Source organism: Aestuariibius violaceus, assembly GCF_040779325.2.
In the GTDB taxonomy this organism is placed as follows: domain Bacteria; phylum Pseudomonadota; class Alphaproteobacteria; order Rhodobacterales; family Rhodobacteraceae; genus Aestuariibius; species Aestuariibius violaceus.
The window spans coordinates 36,692-56,347 of the sequence record NZ_JBFONT020000011.1; the positions used below are offsets into that span (position 1 = coordinate 36,692).

The 19,656-nt window shown below is 62.6% G+C and carries 14 protein-coding genes and 1 pseudogene; 7 read left to right on the forward strand and 8 right to left on the reverse strand.

What is annotated here, in order from left to right; all coding sequences use genetic code 11:
* Positions 1-182: 182 nt before the first annotated feature.
* Both AADZ90_RS20060 and AADZ90_RS20065 read right to left on the reverse strand, forming a co-directional pair.
* Positions 183-1,115, reverse strand: a complete 933-nt coding sequence (locus tag AADZ90_RS20060) for a hypothetical protein (protein WP_367312299.1) — start codon at positions 1,113-1,115, stop codon at positions 183-185.
* A 195-nt stretch (positions 1,116-1,310) separates the two neighbouring features.
* Positions 1,311-1,463 (reverse strand): hypothetical protein, encoded by a 153-nt coding sequence (locus AADZ90_RS20065; RefSeq protein ID WP_367312298.1) that lies wholly within the window; start codon positions 1,461-1,463, stop codon positions 1,311-1,313.
* Positions 1,464-1,483: 20 nt separating this feature from the next.
* Between AADZ90_RS20065 and scpB the strand changes: the two genes are divergently transcribed.
* On the forward strand, positions 1,484-1,933 hold the full coding sequence (gene scpB / locus AADZ90_RS20070; protein ID WP_367312336.1) for an SMC-Scp complex subunit ScpB: 450 nt from the start codon (positions 1,484-1,486) through the stop codon (positions 1,931-1,933).
* A gap of 107 nt (positions 1,934-2,040) precedes the next feature.
* Positions 2,041-3,327, forward strand: coding sequence for an ATP-binding protein (locus tag AADZ90_RS20075; protein ID WP_367312297.1), 1,287 nt, complete (start codon positions 2,041-2,043; stop codon positions 3,325-3,327).
* Between the two features lie 202 nt (positions 3,328-3,529).
* On the opposite strand, the pseudogene AADZ90_RS20080 reads toward AADZ90_RS20075, so the two are convergent.
* From AADZ90_RS20080 to AADZ90_RS20100, 5 genes and pseudogenes are all read right to left on the reverse strand, one after another.
* Positions 3,530-3,700: pseudogene (locus tag AADZ90_RS20080) on the reverse strand (IS110 family transposase); the annotation flags it as partial.
* Positions 3,701-4,268: 568 nt separating this feature from the next.
* A complete protein-coding gene (locus AADZ90_RS20085) occupies positions 4,269-4,673 on the reverse strand; it encodes an H-NS histone family protein (RefSeq protein WP_411997117.1) in 405 nt (134 codons plus the stop codon).
* A 307-nt stretch (positions 4,674-4,980) separates the two neighbouring features.
* A complete protein-coding gene (gene pbpC, locus AADZ90_RS20090) occupies positions 4,981-6,999 on the reverse strand; it encodes a penicillin-binding protein 1C (RefSeq protein WP_367312295.1) in 2,019 nt (672 codons plus the stop codon).
* Positions 6,999-12,344, reverse strand: coding sequence for an alpha-2-macroglobulin family protein (locus AADZ90_RS20095; protein WP_367312294.1), 5,346 nt, complete (start codon positions 12,342-12,344; stop codon positions 6,999-7,001). The genes pbpC and AADZ90_RS20095 overlap by 1 nt, the downstream gene beginning before the upstream one ends.
* 331 nt (positions 12,345-12,675) lie before the next feature.
* Positions 12,676-13,539: a LysR family transcriptional regulator gene (locus AADZ90_RS20100; protein ID WP_367312293.1), complete on the reverse strand. Its 864-nt coding sequence runs from the start codon at positions 13,537-13,539 to the stop codon at positions 12,676-12,678.
* A gap of 124 nt (positions 13,540-13,663) precedes the next feature.
* Between AADZ90_RS20100 and AADZ90_RS20105 the strand changes: the two genes are divergently transcribed.
* The 4 genes from AADZ90_RS20105 (at position 13,664) to AADZ90_RS20120 (ending at position 17,421) form a co-directional block, all read left to right on the forward strand.
* Positions 13,664-14,659: a GNAT family N-acetyltransferase gene (locus AADZ90_RS20105; protein ID WP_367312292.1), complete on the forward strand. Its 996-nt coding sequence runs from the start codon at positions 13,664-13,666 to the stop codon at positions 14,657-14,659.
* A 92-nt stretch (positions 14,660-14,751) separates the two neighbouring features.
* Positions 14,752-15,555 carry a nucleotidyltransferase domain-containing protein gene (locus AADZ90_RS20110; RefSeq protein WP_367312291.1) on the forward strand — a complete coding sequence of 268 codons (804 nt, stop codon included), beginning with the start codon at positions 14,752-14,754 and terminating at the stop codon, positions 15,553-15,555.
* Between the two features lie 99 nt (positions 15,556-15,654).
* Complete coding sequence (locus AADZ90_RS20115) at positions 15,655-16,383, forward strand: dienelactone hydrolase family protein (RefSeq protein WP_367312290.1); 729 nt, start codon at positions 15,655-15,657, stop codon at positions 16,381-16,383.
* Positions 16,384-16,464: 81 nt separating this feature from the next.
* Entirely contained in the window at positions 16,465-17,421 is a 957-nt protein-coding gene (locus AADZ90_RS20120) for an alpha/beta fold hydrolase (RefSeq protein WP_367312289.1), read from the forward strand.
* 268 nt (positions 17,422-17,689) lie between these two features.
* Here the strand turns inward: AADZ90_RS20120 and AADZ90_RS20125 are convergent, their stop codons facing one another.
* Positions 17,690-18,613 (reverse strand): DMT family transporter, encoded by a 924-nt coding sequence (locus AADZ90_RS20125; protein ID WP_367312288.1) that lies wholly within the window; start codon positions 18,611-18,613, stop codon positions 17,690-17,692.
* 128 nt (positions 18,614-18,741) lie between these two features.
* On the opposite strand from AADZ90_RS20125, the gene AADZ90_RS20130 reads away from it, so the two are divergent.
* On the forward strand, positions 18,742-19,326 hold the full coding sequence (locus tag AADZ90_RS20130) for a bifunctional transcriptional activator/DNA repair enzyme AdaA (protein ID WP_367312287.1): 585 nt from the start codon (positions 18,742-18,744) through the stop codon (positions 19,324-19,326).
* Positions 19,327-19,656 lie beyond the last annotated feature (330 nt).

Below are 19,656 nucleotides of genomic sequence, written 5' to 3' on the forward strand. Positions count from 1 at the left end.
CGTTCAATTCTATGGGGTCACGCCGCCTCAGCGATCTTGAACAGCGGGAGCTTTGGGCTGATGAAAGCTGCCAGGTTCCCTTGGACGGGATGTTTCGGCAGATCGTATCGCGTGCTTTCGGACAGGTCTCCATTGAGCACCGCCGCGCGCGTTTTCAGCAGGTAGTGCGCTCCTGCGCGAGATCATCGCATCTGCTGCTTCTTGATGAAGCGCTTTGCGACGAGCCTGTTGACAGTTGCCTCCGCTGGGGACGTCGCGATCCGCGCGCCCGAGCGATACCGTGTGCCATAGTTGACGACCGAGCCCGTGTTCCTGCGGATGTAGGTCTGAAGCGTTTCAAGGCTTTTGTCCGTGCGTCTCTCCCAGATCGATACCATCTCTTGTTCACGCAAGTCCCGGCGCAACTCTTTCATGAGTGAGAGCGCTCGCCCCGCTTGCCCATTCCAAAGCCGCCACTTGATCCTTTCTATGCTTTCGCCAAGTGAGGCCAAAGCCTCCGGCGCTGTGGCCGCAAGCTGGGCGAGAGGCTGGATCTTCATTGCGATATAAAACCAGTCCAGGATGTGCATCACAGGCTGTGGGAGCATACCGGATAGTCGTTTCAAACACTCCTCGCCATCGGAAATCACCGTGATGGTGCCGCGATCCGCGTAGCCTTGTCTTTTCAGGGCCGGGGTTGCGACGGCCTTCAGCTCTTTCGGTCGGGTCCCCTCGAACGCGAAGACCGGACCGGGAGAGCTGCTCCGCGCGCCACTGCCACAATGTCCAACAACGGCCTCGAAGGTGGGACCGAACTCATGTCTGACCAAGGGGATGTGGGCCGTGTCGACGTTGAAGACGAACTCGCTGGCCGGATCGTCTGACATGTCCAACTCGAGCTGCTTCCTGTTTTGGTAGTCCAATGTCTCATGCCAATGTTGATGCCTTTCGGTGGTTTCAATGCGCTTTCCGACCGCCAACGTGCGATGGCGCAGTGTGGTGAAACGGGACGCTTTCTGGCCTGGCAAGAAGGTCGCCAACACCTCTGAAGCCTCTCTGTACGAGAACCGCGCGCCCATCTTGGCGGACAGTTCGAGCAGCTCAAGTGTCGCACGATCCGGGCAGATATCCGCCACTGGTGAAAAGCCGAAACATGTCCCGGGGTGGCAGGTCTGGCAGACAACCAGACGCGGAACGCTCAGCGATACCGGGCCAAACACGGTGAGCAGAGTGCGCTTGTTGTAGTCCTTGATCGGGAGCCGACCTTCATAAGTTGGGCAGGCGCGGCAGTACCGGACCCAGAGGTCCAGCTCACGCTCGACAACGATCTGCTAGATCTGCGCCATGATGATCGACTTTCCGTCGTCGATCCTGCAGCCCACGCAGCCCCTTGTCAGACCATCGAGGTCCTTCGTGACCATAAATTCCTTGCGATAGTCGTCGCCGGCCGGGCCGACCGCTTCCAGTGTGATGCGCCAGTCCATGTGTGCCTCCGTTCTGAAACCTGGCGCGCGTGGTGGGGCAGGGGGTCTCGGTCGATCTGCTCATCGAGGATTTGGGCGCCGATCTGGAGGGGCGATCTTTCGAAGTGGCGAAGGTTGGCGGTGGTTGGATGCTGCGCACCCGGTCCGCCTTCGCACCGGCGATCCGCGCAGCGGCGGATCTCGGCGAACACGCCCTCGATCTGCGCGAGTGTGATGTCGCGGTCCTCGCCGCGATCACTTATCACCAGCCAATCACGCGGGACGGGCTAAAGGACATCTTTGGGAAGGAGATCAGCCGCGACCTGATCGGGCGGTTGCACGCGCGTGGGCTGATCGGGACCGGACCAAGGTCGCCACGGGGTGGGGCACCCTACATCTATATGACGACCGAGCAGTTCCTGGTGGCGTTTGATCTGCAGTCGCTGCAGGACTTGCCAGATCGTGAACAGTTGGAGGAGGCTGGGTTATGAAGGGCTGAATTCTTGCGCCCTATGGGTCAATCTACGAACTTAATAGTGGGCAATTCGTGATTTCTCTGTTGGACATTTCGTGAGACCTTAAGTAGGCATCCCGTGACATGACACAAAACGGTGATTATCTGCCACGGCATCTGACGTCGGAGCTCCGCGATGCCCTGCGCGCAGCTCGGGTGGTCAACTTGATTGGGCCGAGACAGGTCGGTAAGACGACCCTCGTGCGCGATCTCTTTGATCAAGGGCGTTTCATCACTCTGGACGATGAGAACATTCTGGCCGCCATCGAAGCAGATCCACGCGGGCAGCTTTCCAGCCTTGCGGATGATCAAGAAAGCGGACCGATCGTTATCGATGAGGCGCAAAGGTCGCGTAAACTCGCCCTCGCGATGAAGGCGATTGTCGACCAGGACCGGCGCAAGGGACAGTTTGTCCTGACGGGATCGTCGAACGTCTTCACCACGGCCGAAGTGGCGGATTCATTGGCGGGCAGGATGCGAACACTCAAGCTCTGGCCCTTGACGATGTCCGAAGTCAGTCGGGTACAGCCAAGCCGGCTGATCGATTGGGCCATGCAGGATAACCCGTCGCTTGCGCAACTCTCGCCTGCCCGAGCACTCAGCCGCAAGGACTACATCGAACTTCTCCTTGCCGGTGGGTTCCCCGAGATTCGCGAACTCCCACTGAGGGCGCGGCAGCGGCAGTATCGCGACTACATCGATGCCGTCGTGGATCGCGACGTGGCAGATGTCATGCCGATCCGTAAGCCGGACGCGCTGCGGTTTTTGATTGATCAGATGGCGGCGCGGACAGCTCAGGAGATCAACACCTCTGAATTGGCGAAGCTTGCTAAGCTCAAGCGCGAAACGGTCGATCAATATCTCGATATTCTACTGCGGCTATCGATGGTCAGTAAAATAAGCGCCTGGACGCCGGGCGAGGGCAAGCGAGACATCAAGCAGCCGAAGTTCCATTTCGTCGATACTGGAATTGCTGCGGCCCTTCGAAGGCTGAATGATCGCTCTTTCGAGATCGGCAACAGCCCGCAAGCTCTGGGCGGGCTGCTTGAGAGCTTTGTCGTCGGCGAGTTGCAAAGGACCCTCCCGCTTCAGGAGGGCGATTACCGATTGTATCATTGGCGAAGTGCGGACCGGCGAGAGATCGACGTTGTGATTGACGGCGGGCATCGGCTCGTTAGTGTCGAGGTCAAGTCAGCCGCCACTGTGGCGGCGGATGACTTCCGGCATCTGAGATGGTTTGCGACCGAAGGACCGGGGAGGGGGCGCTCGATGGTAGGTCTCGTGTTCTACCTCGGTGAGCAGGTTCTGACATTTGGCGATGGCAACTTTGCGCTGCCGGTGAGTTCTTTGACAAGCGAAGTCGAGCTTTAGGAACCAGGTTAGGCCTGATCCAGTGACCGGACCCTTTGCTGACTAGAGCGGCGATAGACCGTATGGCGACTGTCGCGATCCTGAGTGCGTCTTGACCCCTGAAACTGATCCGAACTGAAAGCGAATTTTCGGGCACATTTCCGGAAGGAGAGGAGTGCCCAGATCCCGAAAAAACGATTCACGGATGAGCAGATCGCCTTTGCGCCGAACCGCAGGCTTCCATGCCGACCACACATCTCGGCAGCGTCTCGAAGAATGCCATAAGCTTTGCGCGCTTGATCTTCTTGTTAATGATCCTGCGCTCGGTTGCCGAAACGCAGTGCACCTGAAAAACATCCTTGGCCAGATCAAGGCCGACGGTCTTTACTGTCATTGGGTGGCTCCTTTCCTAGCAGTCTTTGACAACTGCACTTTGGCACATTCGATGCCGGTGGAGCAGGAGCCATCCACCTCATCCGGTTCGGGCCGTCCTCATCGGAAACAGCTAGCCGGGCGATCAGATGCTGCGTTCGCTGTCTAGCCCCCGATCGCTGGGCCACTTCTTCGTAGGGTCTCTGGCACAGGGGTCGCGTGTTGAGCGCCTGGTGCGGGCGGATGTCGATCTATATTTGGCCCTTTGCGTTTGTGCGAGCTGATCGAAAAGGCAGGGACGGGAGTGCTGTTTTGGGCTGCCCAGCAAGAAACTAACCCGTCGTTAACGACATGTTAGATATATGCAGCCTATGTATATCTCTAGCCGCGAATCTCTGCTTCCTCCTTCCTTACCGCGGCGTTGCACCGTCCTGTCCCTTAGGCGGTTTGGTCCGTTCCCAGGTGATCTTCTCTACTCGAATAACTCACCTGGGAACGCCAATTCCAACATGGTCGCTCCATCTCTGTGTACTCTGTGGGTTCAGTCGCTCCAAAGTCTTGTTTTGGATCCACTGCGATAGGAAGAGGCGCTACTGGATCAGATAGTCATCGAGGGTTTTGCCATCGGCGAGCGCATCCTTGATCCATTTCGGCTGCCGTCCGCGGCCAGACCAGGTCATTTCGGGGTTTTCCGGATGACGATATTTCGGCGCTGCAGGTGTCTTGGGCTTGGCCGTCTTCTTTGAGGACCCGCCCATCAATTCGTCCAGCGAATAGCCATGCTCTTTTGCGGCGGCCTGAATGGCGGCGAGCGCGTCATCCCGCTGGCGTTTTTCAAAACTGGTAATCGCCTGCGCGACCTCTTTCTGAAGGTTTTTCAACTCATCGAGCGAGAGTTTATCGAGTCTGATCTTTGCCACTGATCCTGCTCCTGTTCTGGCGCCAAAGGCCCGTTTTATGGTCTCTTGATAGGCGAGGCCAATCCATAAAACCATACTAGTTCAGAAATTAAGGCGCTACGACTGCTGGGTGGCTATTTGTGCGGCTCCCGCTTGGCGTTTAACGGCTTCGCATAAGCGGACTTATCCGATCATTCTCTTAAGTGCCGATGATCTCTAATCCAAGCCCCCGTACATTCTCTGCGTGTCCTTCCGCCTTAAAACCGTGCCATTACGATGGTCGAGAAACGGGGTGAGTTCCACAGCACCAAAGACCCTACGAGGAAATGGCCCAGCCGCACGGGTTTAGACAGGAACAGTGCCAGCTCACCGTGGGGGACTGTTCAGGCCGGATTTCGGGCGGTCAGCGAAGCTCGATTGAGGTCTTGGCGGTCCGCCCCTGGGCGTCGATGACAGTGAGTGACGAGAAGCCGCTGCCGAGGCCGCCGATGTCGAGCTGGAGCCGGTGGGTGCGCCCGACCGGGCGACCGTTGGCGAGCCAGACGTAAGGCGCCCGGCCGTCGCGAACCTTGACTGCCAAACGGGCGCCTTCGAGGACGGCGCCGTCCGGCGGGAAGAGGATTACCGGACCAGGTGCGGCCTCGTGCGCGGGCGGGCCGAAGCGGCGAAGATGTTCGGGCAGGCGGGCGGTCGGAAGCAAAAGCGCCTCGTGCGGGGGTGGGGTGATAGGGTCTGCCTTTGGCTTGAGGCGCGCGAAGGCGTCGAAGAGGACCGGGGCTGCGAGGTCCCCGCCAAAGGCACCAGGAACGGGAGTGCCGTCGGCGCGCCCCATCCAGACGCCGATCACGTGGCGGCCGTCGAACCCGATCGCCCAGGCGTCGCGGTGCCCATAGGAGGTGCCGGTCTTGAAAGCGATGCCAGTGCCCATCACGCCTGCTGGGCGCGGCGTCTGGACCAAGATGTCGGCGAGGTGCCACGCGGCGGCGCGATTCATCACCGGGGCGGGTGCGAAGCCGGGCGTGGCTCCTGTGTGCCAGCGCAGGTCGATGGCGCGGCCTTCGTTGGCGATGGCGCCGTAGAGGCGGACGAGGTCGTCGAGGGTCACGCCGACCCCGCCGAGCGCGACGGCGAGGCCGGGTCTGCCGCCCGGCACCTGCGGGTCGGCTCCAGCGCGGCGGAGGCCCGCGATCAGGTGATGGGGGCCGAGCTTTTGCGTCACAGCGACGGCGGGGATGTTGAGCGACTGCTGGAGGGCGCGGCGGATGCGCAGGTCTCCGCGGAAAGCGCCGTCGAAGTTCTGCGGGCGGTAGCCGCCGAAATCGGTCGGTCGGTCGGCGATCAGGGTTTCGGGATGGATCAGGCCCCGGTCGAAGCCGAGGCCGTAGACCAGCGGCTTGAGCGTCGATCCCGGCGAGCGGACGGCCCGGGTGAGGTCGAGGAACCCGGCGCGGCCATCGGCGCGGTAGGCGGCGGAGCCGATGCTGGCGAGGATCTCACCGCTGTGGTGGTCGGCGGCGAGGATCGCGACCTGCACGCGGTCGGAGCGGTGGGCGACGGTCTGGGACGCGAGGCGTTCGAGGGCGGTCTGGAGTTGGCCGTCGATGGTCAGCACGTGACGCTGGCCGGAAGGGTCGGCGGCCACGGCGCGGTCGGCGAGGTGCGGCGCGCGGGCGGGAAAGGCGTGACGCACCGGGCGGACGGGATCGTGGGTAGCCGCTGTAAGGGCCGCGTCGTCGATCAGTCCGGCGGCACGGGCGCGGGCGAGGACAGTGTTGCGCGCGGCCGTGGCGGCCCGGGGCGCACGGTCGGGGCGGCGGGTTTCAGGGGACTGGGGCAACGCGACCAGAAGCGCCGCCTGTGCCGGGGTGAGGCGCCGCGGCGGGCGGTCGAAATAGGCGTAAGAGGCAGCGCGGACGCCTTCGATATTGCCGCCAAAGGGGGCGTGGTTAAGGTATAGGACGAGGATCTCATCCTTGGTCAGCTGCCGTTCCAGGGCAAGGGCGACGCGGATCTGGCGGAGCTTACCGCCCCAGTGCCCGGTCGAACCGTCCTCAAGCAGACGGGCGACCTGCATGGTCAACGTCGACCCGCCCGAAACCACACGGCCGTGGCGGAGTGCCTGGGCGCCCGCGCGGAGTATGGCGATCGGGTCGATGCCGGGATGGTGGTAGAAGCGCTTGTCCTCGTAGCGGATCAGCATGTCCAGATAGGCGGGGTCGACCTGATCCAGCGTGACGGGCAGGCGCCAGCGGCCATCCTCCATCGTGTAGGCGCGCAGGAGGGTGCCGGTGCGGTCAGTCACTTCGGCGCTGGCAGCGGGGTCGAGCGGCGGCCGGTCCGTCGCGGCGATCCAGCTGTCGAGCTCGGCCAGGGCAGTGGCGACACCCCAGAGGCCGAGCGCGAGGGTGACGAGCCAGCGCATCAGGGCGAGATGAGAACCCGGCCGGGCGCAGTGCGGGCGCGCATTTGCGGGCGATACATATCCTCGACCGACGCAGCGGGGTGGTGGAAGTCGCCCGGAGAAATGGCGCGGACGATATAGGCGAGCTGGAAGGTCTCGTTCGAGCGCCAGTCGACGGCAGCCAGAAACCTGTCGGCCCGGAACTCGGTCGTTCGGGTGGCGGCGAGCTTGAGCCAGGGGAGCGCGTCGATGTCGCCCGCCCTGATCAGGTTGGGGTTGTCGATTTCGAACCCGGCGGGGAGAGGGTCGTCGACCATCAGCCGCGCCTCCTGCCGTCCGAAGGGGCGGACGGTGAGGATGGTAACGAGCCGCGTGCCGACGGCGACATCAGCAAGGTTCACCTGCTGGCCGTCGAGCGTCGTGTAGATACGGTCGATGGCATAGCCGTTGCCGCCGGCCGGTTCCGGCTCGGTCGGGACGCCGAAGGTGGTCACGGTGAGTTCGGTCGGGCGGGTGCCGGTATTGGCGATGGTGACGGGCGCGGCGGCGGTTCGGTCGTCGCGGAGCTGAACGACGGGGCCGTCGGGTGGCGTGCCGTCGATGGTTAGGCTGGTGCTTTGCAGGTCGTTGACCAGCGCGTTGGCGGCGAGGAGTGTCCAGGCAGCCTCTTGCGTGGAGGCGCGGCTGGTATTGGTGCCGATCCGGGTCAGCAGGCGGTCGCGGTCGAGCGCGATGCTGCCCGCCTCGACGGCGAGCGTGAGGACAGCGGCGGTGTCGCGGCGGATGGTGCCGTAATCATGGCGCCAGCTGTTCGCCTCGGTGCGCGCGATTTCGCGATCGAGGGCTTGGCCCGCGCGGCGGAACATGGCGTCGGCGCGGGGCTGGTCGCCGTATTGGGCCAGCGCGGCGCCGATCTGGGCAAGGGCCAGCGGGGAGCTGAAGGCCTCGGCCTTCTGATCGGCGTAGTAGCGCAGGTCGCTGACGGCGGCGTTGCCTTGACGGGCGAGGACGAAGAGCGCGTAGGCGAGGTCGCGGCCACCATTGTCGAAGTCGGGATAGTAGTTCACCGCGTTGCGCAGGTTCGAGACGGCGTTGTCAAAGGCCACCTGCGGGACATCGTGGCCCGCCGTCCGGGCGCGGGAGAGGAAATCGGTGACATAGGCGTCGAGCCAGAGGTCGCCCGAGACCGGCCGCCAGAGCCCGAAGGCGCCGTTGGCGGCCTGGTTGGCGGTGACTTCGGCGATCGCCTCGTCGATGCGTTTGGCGATCTGGTCGCGGGTGGCGAGGCCCATCGCCGTCGCGACCCCGTCGAGATAGAGGAGGGGCAGGGCCCGGGACGTGATCTGTTCGGTACAGCCGTAGGGATAGCGGTCGAGCGCGTTGAGAAGCCCCGGCGCGTCGAAGCGGGCGAGCGGCCCGGCCGAGAGCGTCGCCTTGCCGGTGCCCGTAGCGAGGCCGGCAAAGACGTTGTCGTCGAAGGTGAAGGTGCTGCCCGCGGCGAGGGTGAAGCGGCTGATACGGCTGACCTCGGGGTCGTTGACGACGACGGGCATGCGCAGTGTCTTGGTCAGGGTGCGGTCTCCGGGCGCAGTCAGGGTGACGGTCAGGTCGTGAGTGCCGGGATCGCGAGCGGTGACGGGGATCTCGAAGACCTCCTTGCCGCCCTCGGCCAGGGTGAAGGTGTACGGACCGCTCGCGTCGAGAGTGACGCCGGTTGCGGCGACGTCGAGGCGTATCTCTCCGGCCGGGCCGTCGGCGTGGACGATCTCGAGAAGCATGCGGCTTTGGTCCCCCGGCGCGAGGAAGCGGGGCAGGCTGGCGGTCACGACGACCGGGTCGCGTACGATGACGTCGTGATCGGCCTGGCCGATGCCGGTCTCGGACCAGGCAATGGCCATCAGGCGGATCGTGCCGTTGAAGGCCGGCACGTCGAAGCTCACCTCGGCCCGGCCATCGGCGCCGACGGTCACGGGGCCGGTGAAGAAGGTCACGAGATCCTCGGTGGGTGGCGGGCTTTGCAGACCCGCCTGCGCCATCGCGTCGCCGCCGGAGCGGACAGTGCCCGTGGCGCCGTTCAGCCCGTCGATGAGGCGGCCGTAGACGTCGCGCAGTTCGACGCCGAGCTTGCGCTGGCCGAAATAGTGGCCCTGGGGGTCGGGCGTGGCAAAGGCGGTGAGGTTGAGGATGCCGACATCGACGGCGGCGAGCGTGACATAGGCAGTTTCGCCCTGTGCTATGCCGTCGACCGTCATGCCGACGGTGAGAGGGCCGCGCGGCTCCATCTTCTCGGGTGCGTCGAGGGTGACGGACAGCGCCTTGTCGCCGGGATCGACCTGAGCGTAGCCGAGGCCGAGCGCGCGGGCCGGATTGCGTTTGGCGGCGGCGTCCATCGGGCGGATGACCGAGGCGCTGACGTAGGCGCCCGCGCCCCATTCCGCGGTCACGGGAAGGTCGATCAGGTTTTCGCCTTCGGTGACGGCGACCGATTGCATCGAGATCACGCGGTCTGACATCACGGTCACGACGGCGGTGCCCGCATAGCGTGGCACGATCCGGAAGGTCGCGGTGTCGCCAAGGGCGTAGCGGTCGGCGTCGAGCGACGCGTCGAGGAGGTCGGGGGTATCGGTGGCGGAGGCGGGCGCGTACCAGCCCGCGTAGAAATCGGTAGAGGCCGCGGCGTAGACCGGGCCGGTCGCCTCGACCAGGATCTCGTGGCGGCCCCAGTCGACGACGCCGTCGACGGCAACGGGTGCTGTGCCGAGGGTAGCGGTGCCGCTGGCGACACGGGTGCGGGTCGTGACCGGCTCCCAATCCCAGCTGCCGTTGACCGAGTACCACTGGTAGCGGGTCGTGACCTTGTTGATCGTCCATTGCACGTCGAGATCGGCCGCGGCAAGGTCGGGCGTGAGCGCGATGAGGTCGAAGCCCGCGGCGGTGTTTTCCGCCATCACGCCGTCGAAGCGGGGCTTGATGCCGATCATCGGCCGGTCGGGGAGGACCGGAACGGTTTCGGTGCGTTCGACCGGGCGGCCGGAGCCTTCCTTGACGCGGGCCGTCACGCGCAGCTCGAGCGGCTGTGCCGCCGTGACGTCTGGCAGCGCGACCGGGAGCGTGGCGGCGCCGGACGCATCGGTGGTCGCCGTGTCAAGGTAGCTGCGCTGGGCGTCGAACGCCGCGTCGTATTCGCCGAAACGGTAGCCGGGGAAGCCGTCGAGCGCCGTGGCGGAGCGGAGGAGCGCGCTGCCCTCGACACCGAGGTCGGCGCCCGGAGCGCCGAAGAGGTAGCGCGCGTCGATGCGGAGCGTGGGGCTGTCGCCGAGGTGGATCCGGTCGGGGAGGTCCATATCGAAGTCGATGCGCTCTGGCAGAAAATCCTCGACCAGGACGGTGGTAGTGGCGAGCGGTGCCGCGTCTTCGTCGGCAAGCAGGTTGATCCGCCAGGTGCCGCGCGGGGCGGAGGCGGCCACGGGCAGGGTGAAGACATGGCCGCCCGCGCGGTCGGCGGTCGCCGTGGTACGGATGTATTCGACGCCGTCGGGGCGGACGAGGATCGCGGTCAGCGGGATACCGGGCAAGGCGGTCGCGACCTCGTTGCGCATGAGCGCGGTGAGGTGGATCGTGTCGCCCGCGCGATAGGCGCCGCGGTCGGTGGCGGCGAAGACGTCGATTGGCGGGCTGGGCTCGCGCCCCTCGACCCCGCGGTCGGACAGGTCGAAGGCCGGATCTGTGAGCGACAGGTAGGTGAGGTCGCCGTCCCTTTCCACGGTAACGAGAGCCGGAGCGTTGCCGCCGGTGCCACGGGTGAGGCCCCCGGCAAAGCGGGCAGTGCCGTCCGCGTCGGTCGTGGTGTCGCCGAGGACGGTATTGGCGCGCGAGATCAGGGTGACTGTCGCGTCGGCCATGGCGGAGGCGTCGGCGAGGGAGCGCACGGCGACGGTAAGGCCATCATTGCCGAGATAGGTGGCGACGCCGAGATCGGAGAGCACGAACCATTGCCGCGCCGAGGGCGTGTCGTTCGCCTCGCTCGCGACGGAAGCGGTCAGCGCGTAGAGGCCGGCGGGCTGGCCGGCGAGCGCCTCGGTCAGGGGCAGGCGGGTCAGCATGTCGCGGTTGAGCTCCATCGCGACCTCGGCCGTACCGGACCAGATTTCCGCCCCGATTTCGTCGGAGAGGTATCCGGCACCCCAGCCGCCGGTTTCTCCGACCAGGCCCTGCTGGATGGCGCGCATAAGGTTGCGGTCATCGATCCGGTGGAGGGTGAGTTCAAGGTCCGTTGTATTCACTGTCTCGATCGGGAGGGCAACGTCGCCGAGGCGGGGCAGGACATAGGCGCGGCCCACGGCGCGGACGGCCGGAGAGCGGTCGCGGACATAAAGCGTGAGCTCGATCGGTCGGTTCACCGTTTCGCCACTGGCGGCGGGCAGGCCCTCGCGGACGACGAAGCGGTAACGCTCGCCATGTGTGACGCCGTCGATGCAGAGCTGATCGCCCTTGGCCGAGACGACGAGCTGGGGATCGGGAAGCTGGACGAAGGGGGCGTAGTCGGTCCCGGCCTGGATGAGATCCTCTTTGAAAGTGGCGCAGATGCGAGGCGTTGCGCTGTCCCTATCGACCTGGGTGTTGATGACGCGGAAACCGTATTTGCCGATCGCCTCTTCAAGGCGCTCTTCGATCACGTCGGTGAAGCGGATCGACTGGGCCAGGCGGAGGGCGGGGATCATGCGGCGGCCGCGCCCCTCTCTTTCCAGCGCGAAGGCCATGGCGACAGCGGCGGAGCGGCGGTCTTCGAGATCGATGGCACGCAGGTAGGCGGCGATTGTGGCGGGCAGTTCGTTGCGGCGGATGCGGCTGTTCTCGCGCCCTGCGCGCCGGGCATATTCGAGCCAGGCGGCGGACAGGTCGGAGGTCAGCGCCCTTTGACCCGCCTCGCGCTGATTGGTGGTCGCCCCGCGCTGGGGCCAGTTGGTGCCGCGGACCAGGTCGCGCGCCCGGTCGAAGTCGGTTTCGGTCAGGAAGGACAGCTCGGCGGTGCGTGCGTCGAGCCCGGCGAGCACCTCGGGCCTGGCCCGGACCATGCGGCCCGAGACGGCGCCGTCGAACGGGATGATGTCGCGGATATCGGTTTTGGGAAAGCAGGCATTGCTGCGCTGGTTGAAAGTGAAGGCGGTGCATTCGGCGTCGGCAGCGCAGGCGGCCTCGCAAGCCTCGAGCGTGGTGTCGAAGATGTTGGCGAGGTCGGTGCCGACGAGATCGGTATTCGGATCGTAGACGGCCCGGGCGTCGGGAACGGCCCGTTGTGCAGGGGCGACGGCGCCAGAGATCGACAGGACAAGTGCGCCAAGACAGGCGTAGAGAATGCGAGGCATAAAAAACTCCGTGTCAAATGCATGGGCAGGCTGACACGGAAAGTGAGTCCCGGCAACGGGTATCGGGGGACACTGTTGTATAGAACTGGTGACGGGCGAGAGTTCCCATACCCGGACGGATCTATCAGAACTTGGCGCTTGCAAATGAGGACCGACTGATCACGTAAGGGTCAGGAATGTTTTGCGAGACAAGGCGCGCTTTTAGTATCGTCGAATAGAGCGACCAGTTTCTACAACAGGCTTATGCGCATTGTTTTGCTCAATGGAAAAGACTGATACCATTTTCTGAACAGCGACTGGTCGCGTCCAGCATTAACAATAACGGGACCCATTACTCAAACTCTGAAGCGATCCAATCAACGATCCGCTTGATGCGAGTTTGGCCAAAATGGTCCTTTGCCCACGAGATATAGAGCCCATCATCAGAGGGGTCGGGATCGACCCAAATCTCCACCAGTTTCTTTGACCGAAGATCGTGCTCCACCATATAGGTCGGCGCGATTGTAACGCCGTGACCACCGATGGCAGCATCGAGAGCCAAGGCAGAACGGTCGAAGTTGAGCAACTTGTGCGTGTTTCCATACCCGTTTTCCTGGATCAGCTTTTCCCACCGCCGGTGAGCATCCTGGAGGAGTGGCAGCGTCAGCAATGTCTCTAGCCCCATTGGCCAGTCTGGTCGCAGGAAATCAGGACTGCATACGGCAACAAGGCGGATGTCGGTCAAGCGGCGCGAACCGTGGGCCGTATTCGTGTCATGTGCTTTGCCAGGCCAGATTGCGATCTCGTTGCGGCCCAGACTGCGCGCCAGGATTTGCTCGTGGACCTGCGTGGTCAGGGATACGTTCGGAAACTTGGCCGCGAAAGCGTCCATCCGGGGCATCAGCCACTTCGTTGCGGTGGAAGACCCAAGGTGTAGCGTGACGCGATTATCGTCCTCGCCGAAGCTCACTAACGCAGTATCAATGATCGCGATGGCTTCTTGCATGGCTGCATGGCAGCGCTCGCCTTCCGGTGTCATCGAGACACCGCGTGCGCCACGCACGAGAAGAACCGCCCCCAGCTCGATTTCGAGCTGCTTGATCCGCTGGGAGACTGCGCCACGCGAGAGGTTCAACTCCTCAGCAGCGCGTTGCAGGTTTCCGTGCGATGCGACGACAGAGAACACCCGGAGCGCGTTGAGGTTCACGTTTTTCATTCGACACCTTGGAGGCGATAGTTTTTCTAAACGCTGATGGAATTATCCTGCTTTGTCAATTTGGTGCAGTTGGCCGATACAAACGGGCAAGCCGCACTCAGAGATAGCTACAAGAGACCGAGCGATGACCCAGACAACCCGACCAGCGACACCCGATGACATGCCGCGCCTGGTCGAGCTCCTCATGCTGGATGCCGAGGCGCGCCAGGCAGAGGATGCCATCCTCTGGAAGTTGGCAGATGACGCGCCCGCGCAGATCGAGAAGGCGCTGACATTTGCGCTGACGGCCGATGGGCAACCCTTTCGACAGTTTTGGCATGTCGCGGAGGATGGGGATCAGATCACGGGCGTCATCCATGCGATGATGTTTCCAGTGCCCCCAATTTACGCGGGCTCGTTCGGGGAGCCGGGACTGATCCTGCCGGACTCTTTCTTAGCAACCGATGCTCCAAGCGGCACGGCAGAGGGCCTGTTGGCCGCAGCCGAGAACGCCCTTCACGAAGCCGGTGCAAGGATCAAACTGGCATCCCATGTCGCAGGCGAAGTCTGGCGAACTGCATTCGAGGCAAACGGGTATGAACCTCTCACGCTTTATCTGTCACGCAGTGAGCTTGGCGACCAAGGAATGCCGCCCGGTGTACGGCAAGCAACGGAAGACGATGTTCCAGGTGTCGTTGCACGCAGCGTCGAGAACCGGCAGGTACTTTTCGACATCGATCCGTTCTGGGAAACCCATCCTGACGCAGATCCCCGGTTTTCAGCATGGATGACGCGGAGCCTGACGCTCCGGGATCGGGACATGATGGTCCTGGGCGCGTCCGAGGATTTGCAGGGCTACATCATCGCACAGCCCGCCTCACGGCTGCACTTTCCCCCGGCCCATGACATCACCGAGACGGGTGTGATTGACGACTACTACCACCCCGAGCTGGCCAACCCGGCGGAGCTTGACCAAGGAAGTGAGGGTTCCCATGCACTGTTGCGCGCGGCCGAGGCGGCGTTCGTCAACCGCGGTATGGGAGCCGCCTTTGTCGTCTGCCCGGCTGGATGGACGTCCAAGATCGAGGTGCTGGAAGCTGCTGGCTACGAGATCGCGATGGTCTGGTCCATCAAACGGTAGCATCCGCCATACAGCCTCCGGTCGCAGCGCGCCTCAACGGCTTTTCACGTCCCTGAAGTGCGAATCCGTATGCCAAGTGAAAGGAAGAGTTCATGAAGTCAGAGCGTGTCATAGATACGATCAGCAACGCGCTATGCGATCATTCTGCCGTTCGCGGCCTTTTCCTGAGCGGCAGTTTCGGCAACGGACGGGCAGACGCCTATAGTGACATCGACTTCGTTCTGGTGTCGGAAGACGGGCCTACCGACAAGGTTGCCGGAGCGTGGAAGACCGCCATCGCACGCACCGGCGACATCGTGATGTGGTGGGATCGGAATGTTCGTCCTGCGCTGATCAATGCCATCACCGCAGACTGGACACGCACGGATGTGATCATCCTGAAGCCCGAACAGTTCGCAGCACACAATCAGACAAGCCTTCGACCTCTCTTCGATCATGACGGTCTTTACGACCAGTTACCGAAAGAGCAACCACAACCGCAGGCTTCACCGGCGCGCCTGTTCCGTCAGATCGAGGAGTTCATTCGCATATTGGGGCTTCTGCATCTTGCGGCAGGTCGCGAAGAATACATCAACGGTGTCGCGGGTATCTTCCACCTGCGCACCAAACTGATCGACCTCATGGTTGAAGAAACCGCTGCGCCGGATCGAGGCGGAGCACTTCACTTGAACCGCCTGCTGACCGAAGAGCAGAAGGCGTTGATTACCGCCTTGCCCGCGCCTGTCGCAGAGCGGGAGGCGATGATCGCAACACACCTCGCCTATGCGAAGGCCTATTTGCCGCGCGCCCGCAAGCTCGCGAAACAGCGTGGCGTGGACTGGCCGGAGCGGTTCGAAGTCGCAACCTGGGACAAGCTGCAAGAGGCTTTGGGTGTTGAGCGGCCCTACGAGGTGTAGAGTTGGGTTTCCTCAGAAGGTAGCTTGCGAAAGCAATTGGGAAAACAGGGTCATTGTGGAATCGGCAGTATTTGGAATGAGATTAGATTTGGCAGAGCGATGACTGATATTGAAACGGACACTATTGTTTATAATGGCCCCGGTGGACCATTTGAGGGAGTTCGGTTTCGCCCTGTCGGCACCGACGGCCCCAGACCAGGCGTTATGGTCTGTCATGCATTCGGCGGCCAGTCCGATATCGATGTAGGGTACGCCGAACGACTTGCCCGTCTGAGCTACGTGGGATTTGCAGTGGATGTTTACGGCCAAGGACGGCGTGCGGCGAATGCAGAAGAAGCCAATGCCCTTATGGGCGAGATGAATGCAGACCGCGCCAAGTTACTCGAAAGACTAAGGATCGCTCATACGACAATGATCGCAATGGATGGCGTCGACGCTCAGCGGACAGCCGCGATTGGCTTTTGCTTTGGCGGCAAATGCGTGATCGACGCGGCGCGAGCGAACATCGGGATAAAAGCTGCGGTCTCGTTTCACGGCCTCTTCAATAAGCCGGATTGGCTCCCTGAGTCTCCCGCCGCGATTGAAGCAGCTATCCTTATTCTTCATGGATGGGACGACCCCTTGGCGCAGCCCTCAGATGTGTTGAGCCTTGCTGCTGAATTGACCGCGGCCAGGGCGGACTGGCAGCTCCTCGCCTTTGGCCATACCGGTCATGCATTTACACATCCAAGGGCCAACTCTCCAGAAACCGGGATGGCTTATGATGAGCGTTCCGCCAACAGGGCATGGAAGGCCGCTGAAGCGTTCATGGCGGAAAGGCTCAGCTAACGAAGGACCAGAGGCGTGGAGGACCAGCGCACCCTTCCCTCTTGAATAAGAACACCAGGCATTGTTTTGCGAGGTTCAGACATGGCGCTTTTCAAAGCCTCTCCTCCACTTCAGTCCGGTTGGTTGCCGAAGGAGGACGGCCACGAAGTCTGGTGGCAAACATTCGGGGACGTATCGCGGCCTGCGGTTGTCCTCCTGCATGGCGGTCCAGGGGCAGGCACGTCAGAGCGGCTTCCGCGCCTCTTTGATCCGGAGCGATGGCACATCGTGACGCTCGATCAGCGCGGGTCCGGCCGCTCGCGCCCGCATGCAGGCGAAAACCTTCGTGCGCTCCACGCCAACACGACCGATTGCCTCGTCTCCGACCTTGAACGCCTGCGTTCCTTGATTGGGGTCGAGCGTTGGACAGTCTACGGAGCATCGTGGGGAACGACGCTCGCGCAGGCCTACGCCCATGCCCATAAGGATCGCGTCACTGGTCTGATACTCGCTGCCGTCACAACGACGGGGCAGGTCGAACTGGACCAGCTCTACGGTGGCGCAGGGATGTTTCTTCCCGAGGCATTTGAGGCCTTTCGCGCAGGTGCCCCGGACAGTGCGCCGGGCGTCGGCATGGCGGAGGCCCACGCGACACGTCTCGCGAGCGATGATCCGGGCATCGCCTTCGAGGCCGCGCGCGCGTGGTGCCGATGGGAGGAGGCCGTGCTTCAGGTGGACCCGCGCGCGGAGCCATCGGGACGCTTCGACGATCCCGTCTTCCGTTTGGGCTTTGCACGCATCGTGACGCATTACTTCCGACATCTGGCATGGCTCGATCCGCCGCTTCTGGACCGCGCAGGGTACCTGGCGGGCCTTCCGGTGACGCTCATCAACAGCCGACTTGATTTGTCCTGCCCGCTCTCGACCGCATGGTCTCTCCATCGCGCGCTTCCCGGTTCGGTCCTGAAGATCATCCCCGGATCGCTGCACGGAACCCTCTATGGACCGCTCGCTGCCGCCATCATTGAAGCGGGCGGCGCGCACGCTGAAGCCGTCTAGGATCGCAGCTAGAAGGCCATTTCGCGAGCGCAGACCATCGGAAGCCTTGTCTCCTCTGTGATAGCGGCCAGCGCAAAATCGGTGGATTCTGTCCGAGCTCCTAAGCCTCGGAGGATCATCGACTCCGCCCGGCCGGAACCTTTCGGTAGAGGCGGCGCGGTTCTGGACGGTTTCTGAGCAGCTCTGGCCGCGCGCAACCGCTCCTTTGTGCAACAGTCGCCATGTGCGAGCCGGTCTAGCCGCCGAGGTGGGTAACCCTGCATGGTGATCAGCCACTTTTGTTCAATAGACGCCCCTTGGTTGGCAGCTTCAGATGACCTGTGACGATGGCAACACCTGCAAAGATCATCACAAGGCCAGCGATGAGCGTCGGTGACAAAGCTTCGCCGAGTAGTGCAACACCCAAGACCACACTGAATCCAGCCCGTATATAGCTGCCTGTCGTGACACCCAAAGGTCCGAGTGTGCGGACAAGCCGAAAGTAGATCGCCATGGCGATTGCCGTCGAAAATACGCCCATGGCAATGACGGCGGCGATTGCGGGCGCAGTGGGCTCGAGGCTTAGAGGATCACCAACCCAAAAGGATACAGGCCCCATGAGGAGCGCCGCGAACGCCATCGAGCACGCAGCGGTCAGGACCGGGGGTTGATCTGAGAACCGCTTCGCGTAGATCGCCGCAACCGCGTAGCTGAGACTTGCTCCCGTTACGGCCAACTGTCCGAGGACAGAACTGCCCTCACCGGCAAATGCCGCTGGACCCATGATCACAAGAACGCCCGCGAAACCCAATGAAATACCGAGAACTTGCCTGGTCCCCGCGCTGCGATCTTTAAGGAGGAAAAATCCAATCAGAAAGACGAATAGCGGCGGCGTCGTGTTCAGCAACCCTGCGAGCCCGCTGTCGATGTGTTTCTGGCCCCAGCTTATCAGAGTGAACGGAAGTGCGCTCTGAAGGATGCCCTGGATCAATAGCGCGCCCCAGCGTGTCATTGACCTTGGAAAGGCAACGCCGCTCCAAAGGGCGAGAACCACAAGCAGTGCAGCACCGATGACGAGCCGACCAAACACAATTGTGGCAGGCGGAATCGTGTCGATGGCGACTTCGATCAGCGTGAAGGACGCACCCCACAGGAAAGACAATAAGACGAGCAGAGCGATTTCGAGTACGGGGTTTTGAGGCGATTGCGACATGGGAGACCTTTGAATTTCCCGCGTTATCACCCGCACTGGGCAGCTCCGCTGGCTGGAATCAGATGTCATCCCCCGATGGAGTCCGATTCCAGCTAGACCGCGATCACGGCTTCGGGCGAAGTTCAGGTATGGAAGACGTCTCACCTTTGTTCCCCGATCCTGAAACGTGCGACAAAGCTCGGCTTGCACGCGATCCATCCTTCGATGGGCTGTTCTTTTCTGGTGTCCGGTCCACCAAAATCTACTGTCGTCCTGTCTGCCCGGTGCGCCCGGCCAAATCGGCCAACGTCACGTTTTATCCGACAGCAGCGGCCGCCGAGCGGGCTGGGTTCCGCCCCTGTTTGCGGTGTCGCCCAGAGACAGCGCCCGGAAGCCCGGCTTGGCGCGGCACCGCGACCACTGTTGGTCGCGCCATGCGGCTTATCGAAGACGGCTTTCTCGACACGCGAAGCGTGGATGAGTTGGCAGCATCTCTCGGCATTGGATCACGGCATCTGTCGCGCCTGTTTGCCAAACACACAGGAGCTAGCCCGTCGCAAGTTGCAGCGACGGCGAGAGTGCAGCGCGCTAAACGGATGATTGATGCCGGTGACCTAGCTCTTTCAGAGATCGCATTTGCGGCGGGCTTTCAAAGCGTCCGGCGCTTCAACGACGTGTTCAAGGCGCTCTACGGAAGGCCGCCATCTTCGCTTCGCAGGAAGCAGAGGGTCTGACGGCCGTTCCAGATCGGACATGGCTAGAATGGCAGAAAGGCCGTGCACAAACGTCCTTTTACGCCACGCCGCGAGGCGCGGTCGACCTCATGCAAACCATTGTTGTAGAATGTTTTCTAGGATTTCTTCGGCTTTGCCCGTTGTTGTTCTTTCAACTCGCCGTGTCTCGCAAACCTGTTGCAAAATGAAATTGATTTGCAACCGAATTACGCAACACATCTCGGTTCACTGATCCGGGCGGAAAAAAAGTCGGGCAAGTTAGTGGACTGGAACAAGACCTCGACGTCGAAGGTGACGATAGTTCTCGGTTATCCGTACCCTGGTGAGCTC

Bases quoted from the DNA above. Each gene is read 5' to 3' on its own strand.
- AADZ90_RS20125 (WP_367312288.1), bottom strand. From the start codon at position 18,613: ATGTCGCAATCGCCTCAAAACCCCGTACTCGAAATCGCTCTGCTCGTC.
- AADZ90_RS20120 (WP_367312289.1), top strand. From the start codon at position 16,465: ATGGCGCTTTTCAAAGCCTCTCCTCCACTTCAGTCCGGTTGGTTGCCG.
- AADZ90_RS20075 (WP_367312297.1), top strand. From the start codon at position 2,041: ATGACACAAAACGGTGATTATCTGCCACGGCATCTGACGTCGGAGCTC.
- AADZ90_RS20115 (WP_367312290.1), top strand. From the start codon at position 15,655: ATGACTGATATTGAAACGGACACTATTGTTTATAATGGCCCCGGTGGA.
- AADZ90_RS20100 (WP_367312293.1), bottom strand. From the start codon at position 13,539: ATGAAAAACGTGAACCTCAACGCGCTCCGGGTGTTCTCTGTCGTCGCA.
- pbpC (WP_367312295.1), bottom strand. From the start codon at position 6,999: ATGCGCTGGCTCGTCACCCTCGCGCTCGGCCTCTGGGGTGTCGCCACT.
- AADZ90_RS20110 (WP_367312291.1), top strand. From the start codon at position 14,752: ATGAAGTCAGAGCGTGTCATAGATACGATCAGCAACGCGCTATGCGAT.
- AADZ90_RS20130 (WP_367312287.1), top strand. From the start codon at position 18,742: ATGGAAGACGTCTCACCTTTGTTCCCCGATCCTGAAACGTGCGACAAA.
- AADZ90_RS20065 (WP_367312298.1), bottom strand. From the start codon at position 1,463: ATGGACTGGCGCATCACACTGGAAGCGGTCGGCCCGGCCGGCGACGAC.
- AADZ90_RS20095 (WP_367312294.1), bottom strand. From the start codon at position 12,344: ATGCCTCGCATTCTCTACGCCTGTCTTGGCGCACTTGTCCTGTCGATC.
- AADZ90_RS20085 (WP_411997117.1), bottom strand. From the start codon at position 4,673: ATGGTTTTATGGATTGGCCTCGCCTATCAAGAGACCATAAAACGGGCC.
- AADZ90_RS20105 (WP_367312292.1), top strand. From the start codon at position 13,664: ATGACCCAGACAACCCGACCAGCGACACCCGATGACATGCCGCGCCTG.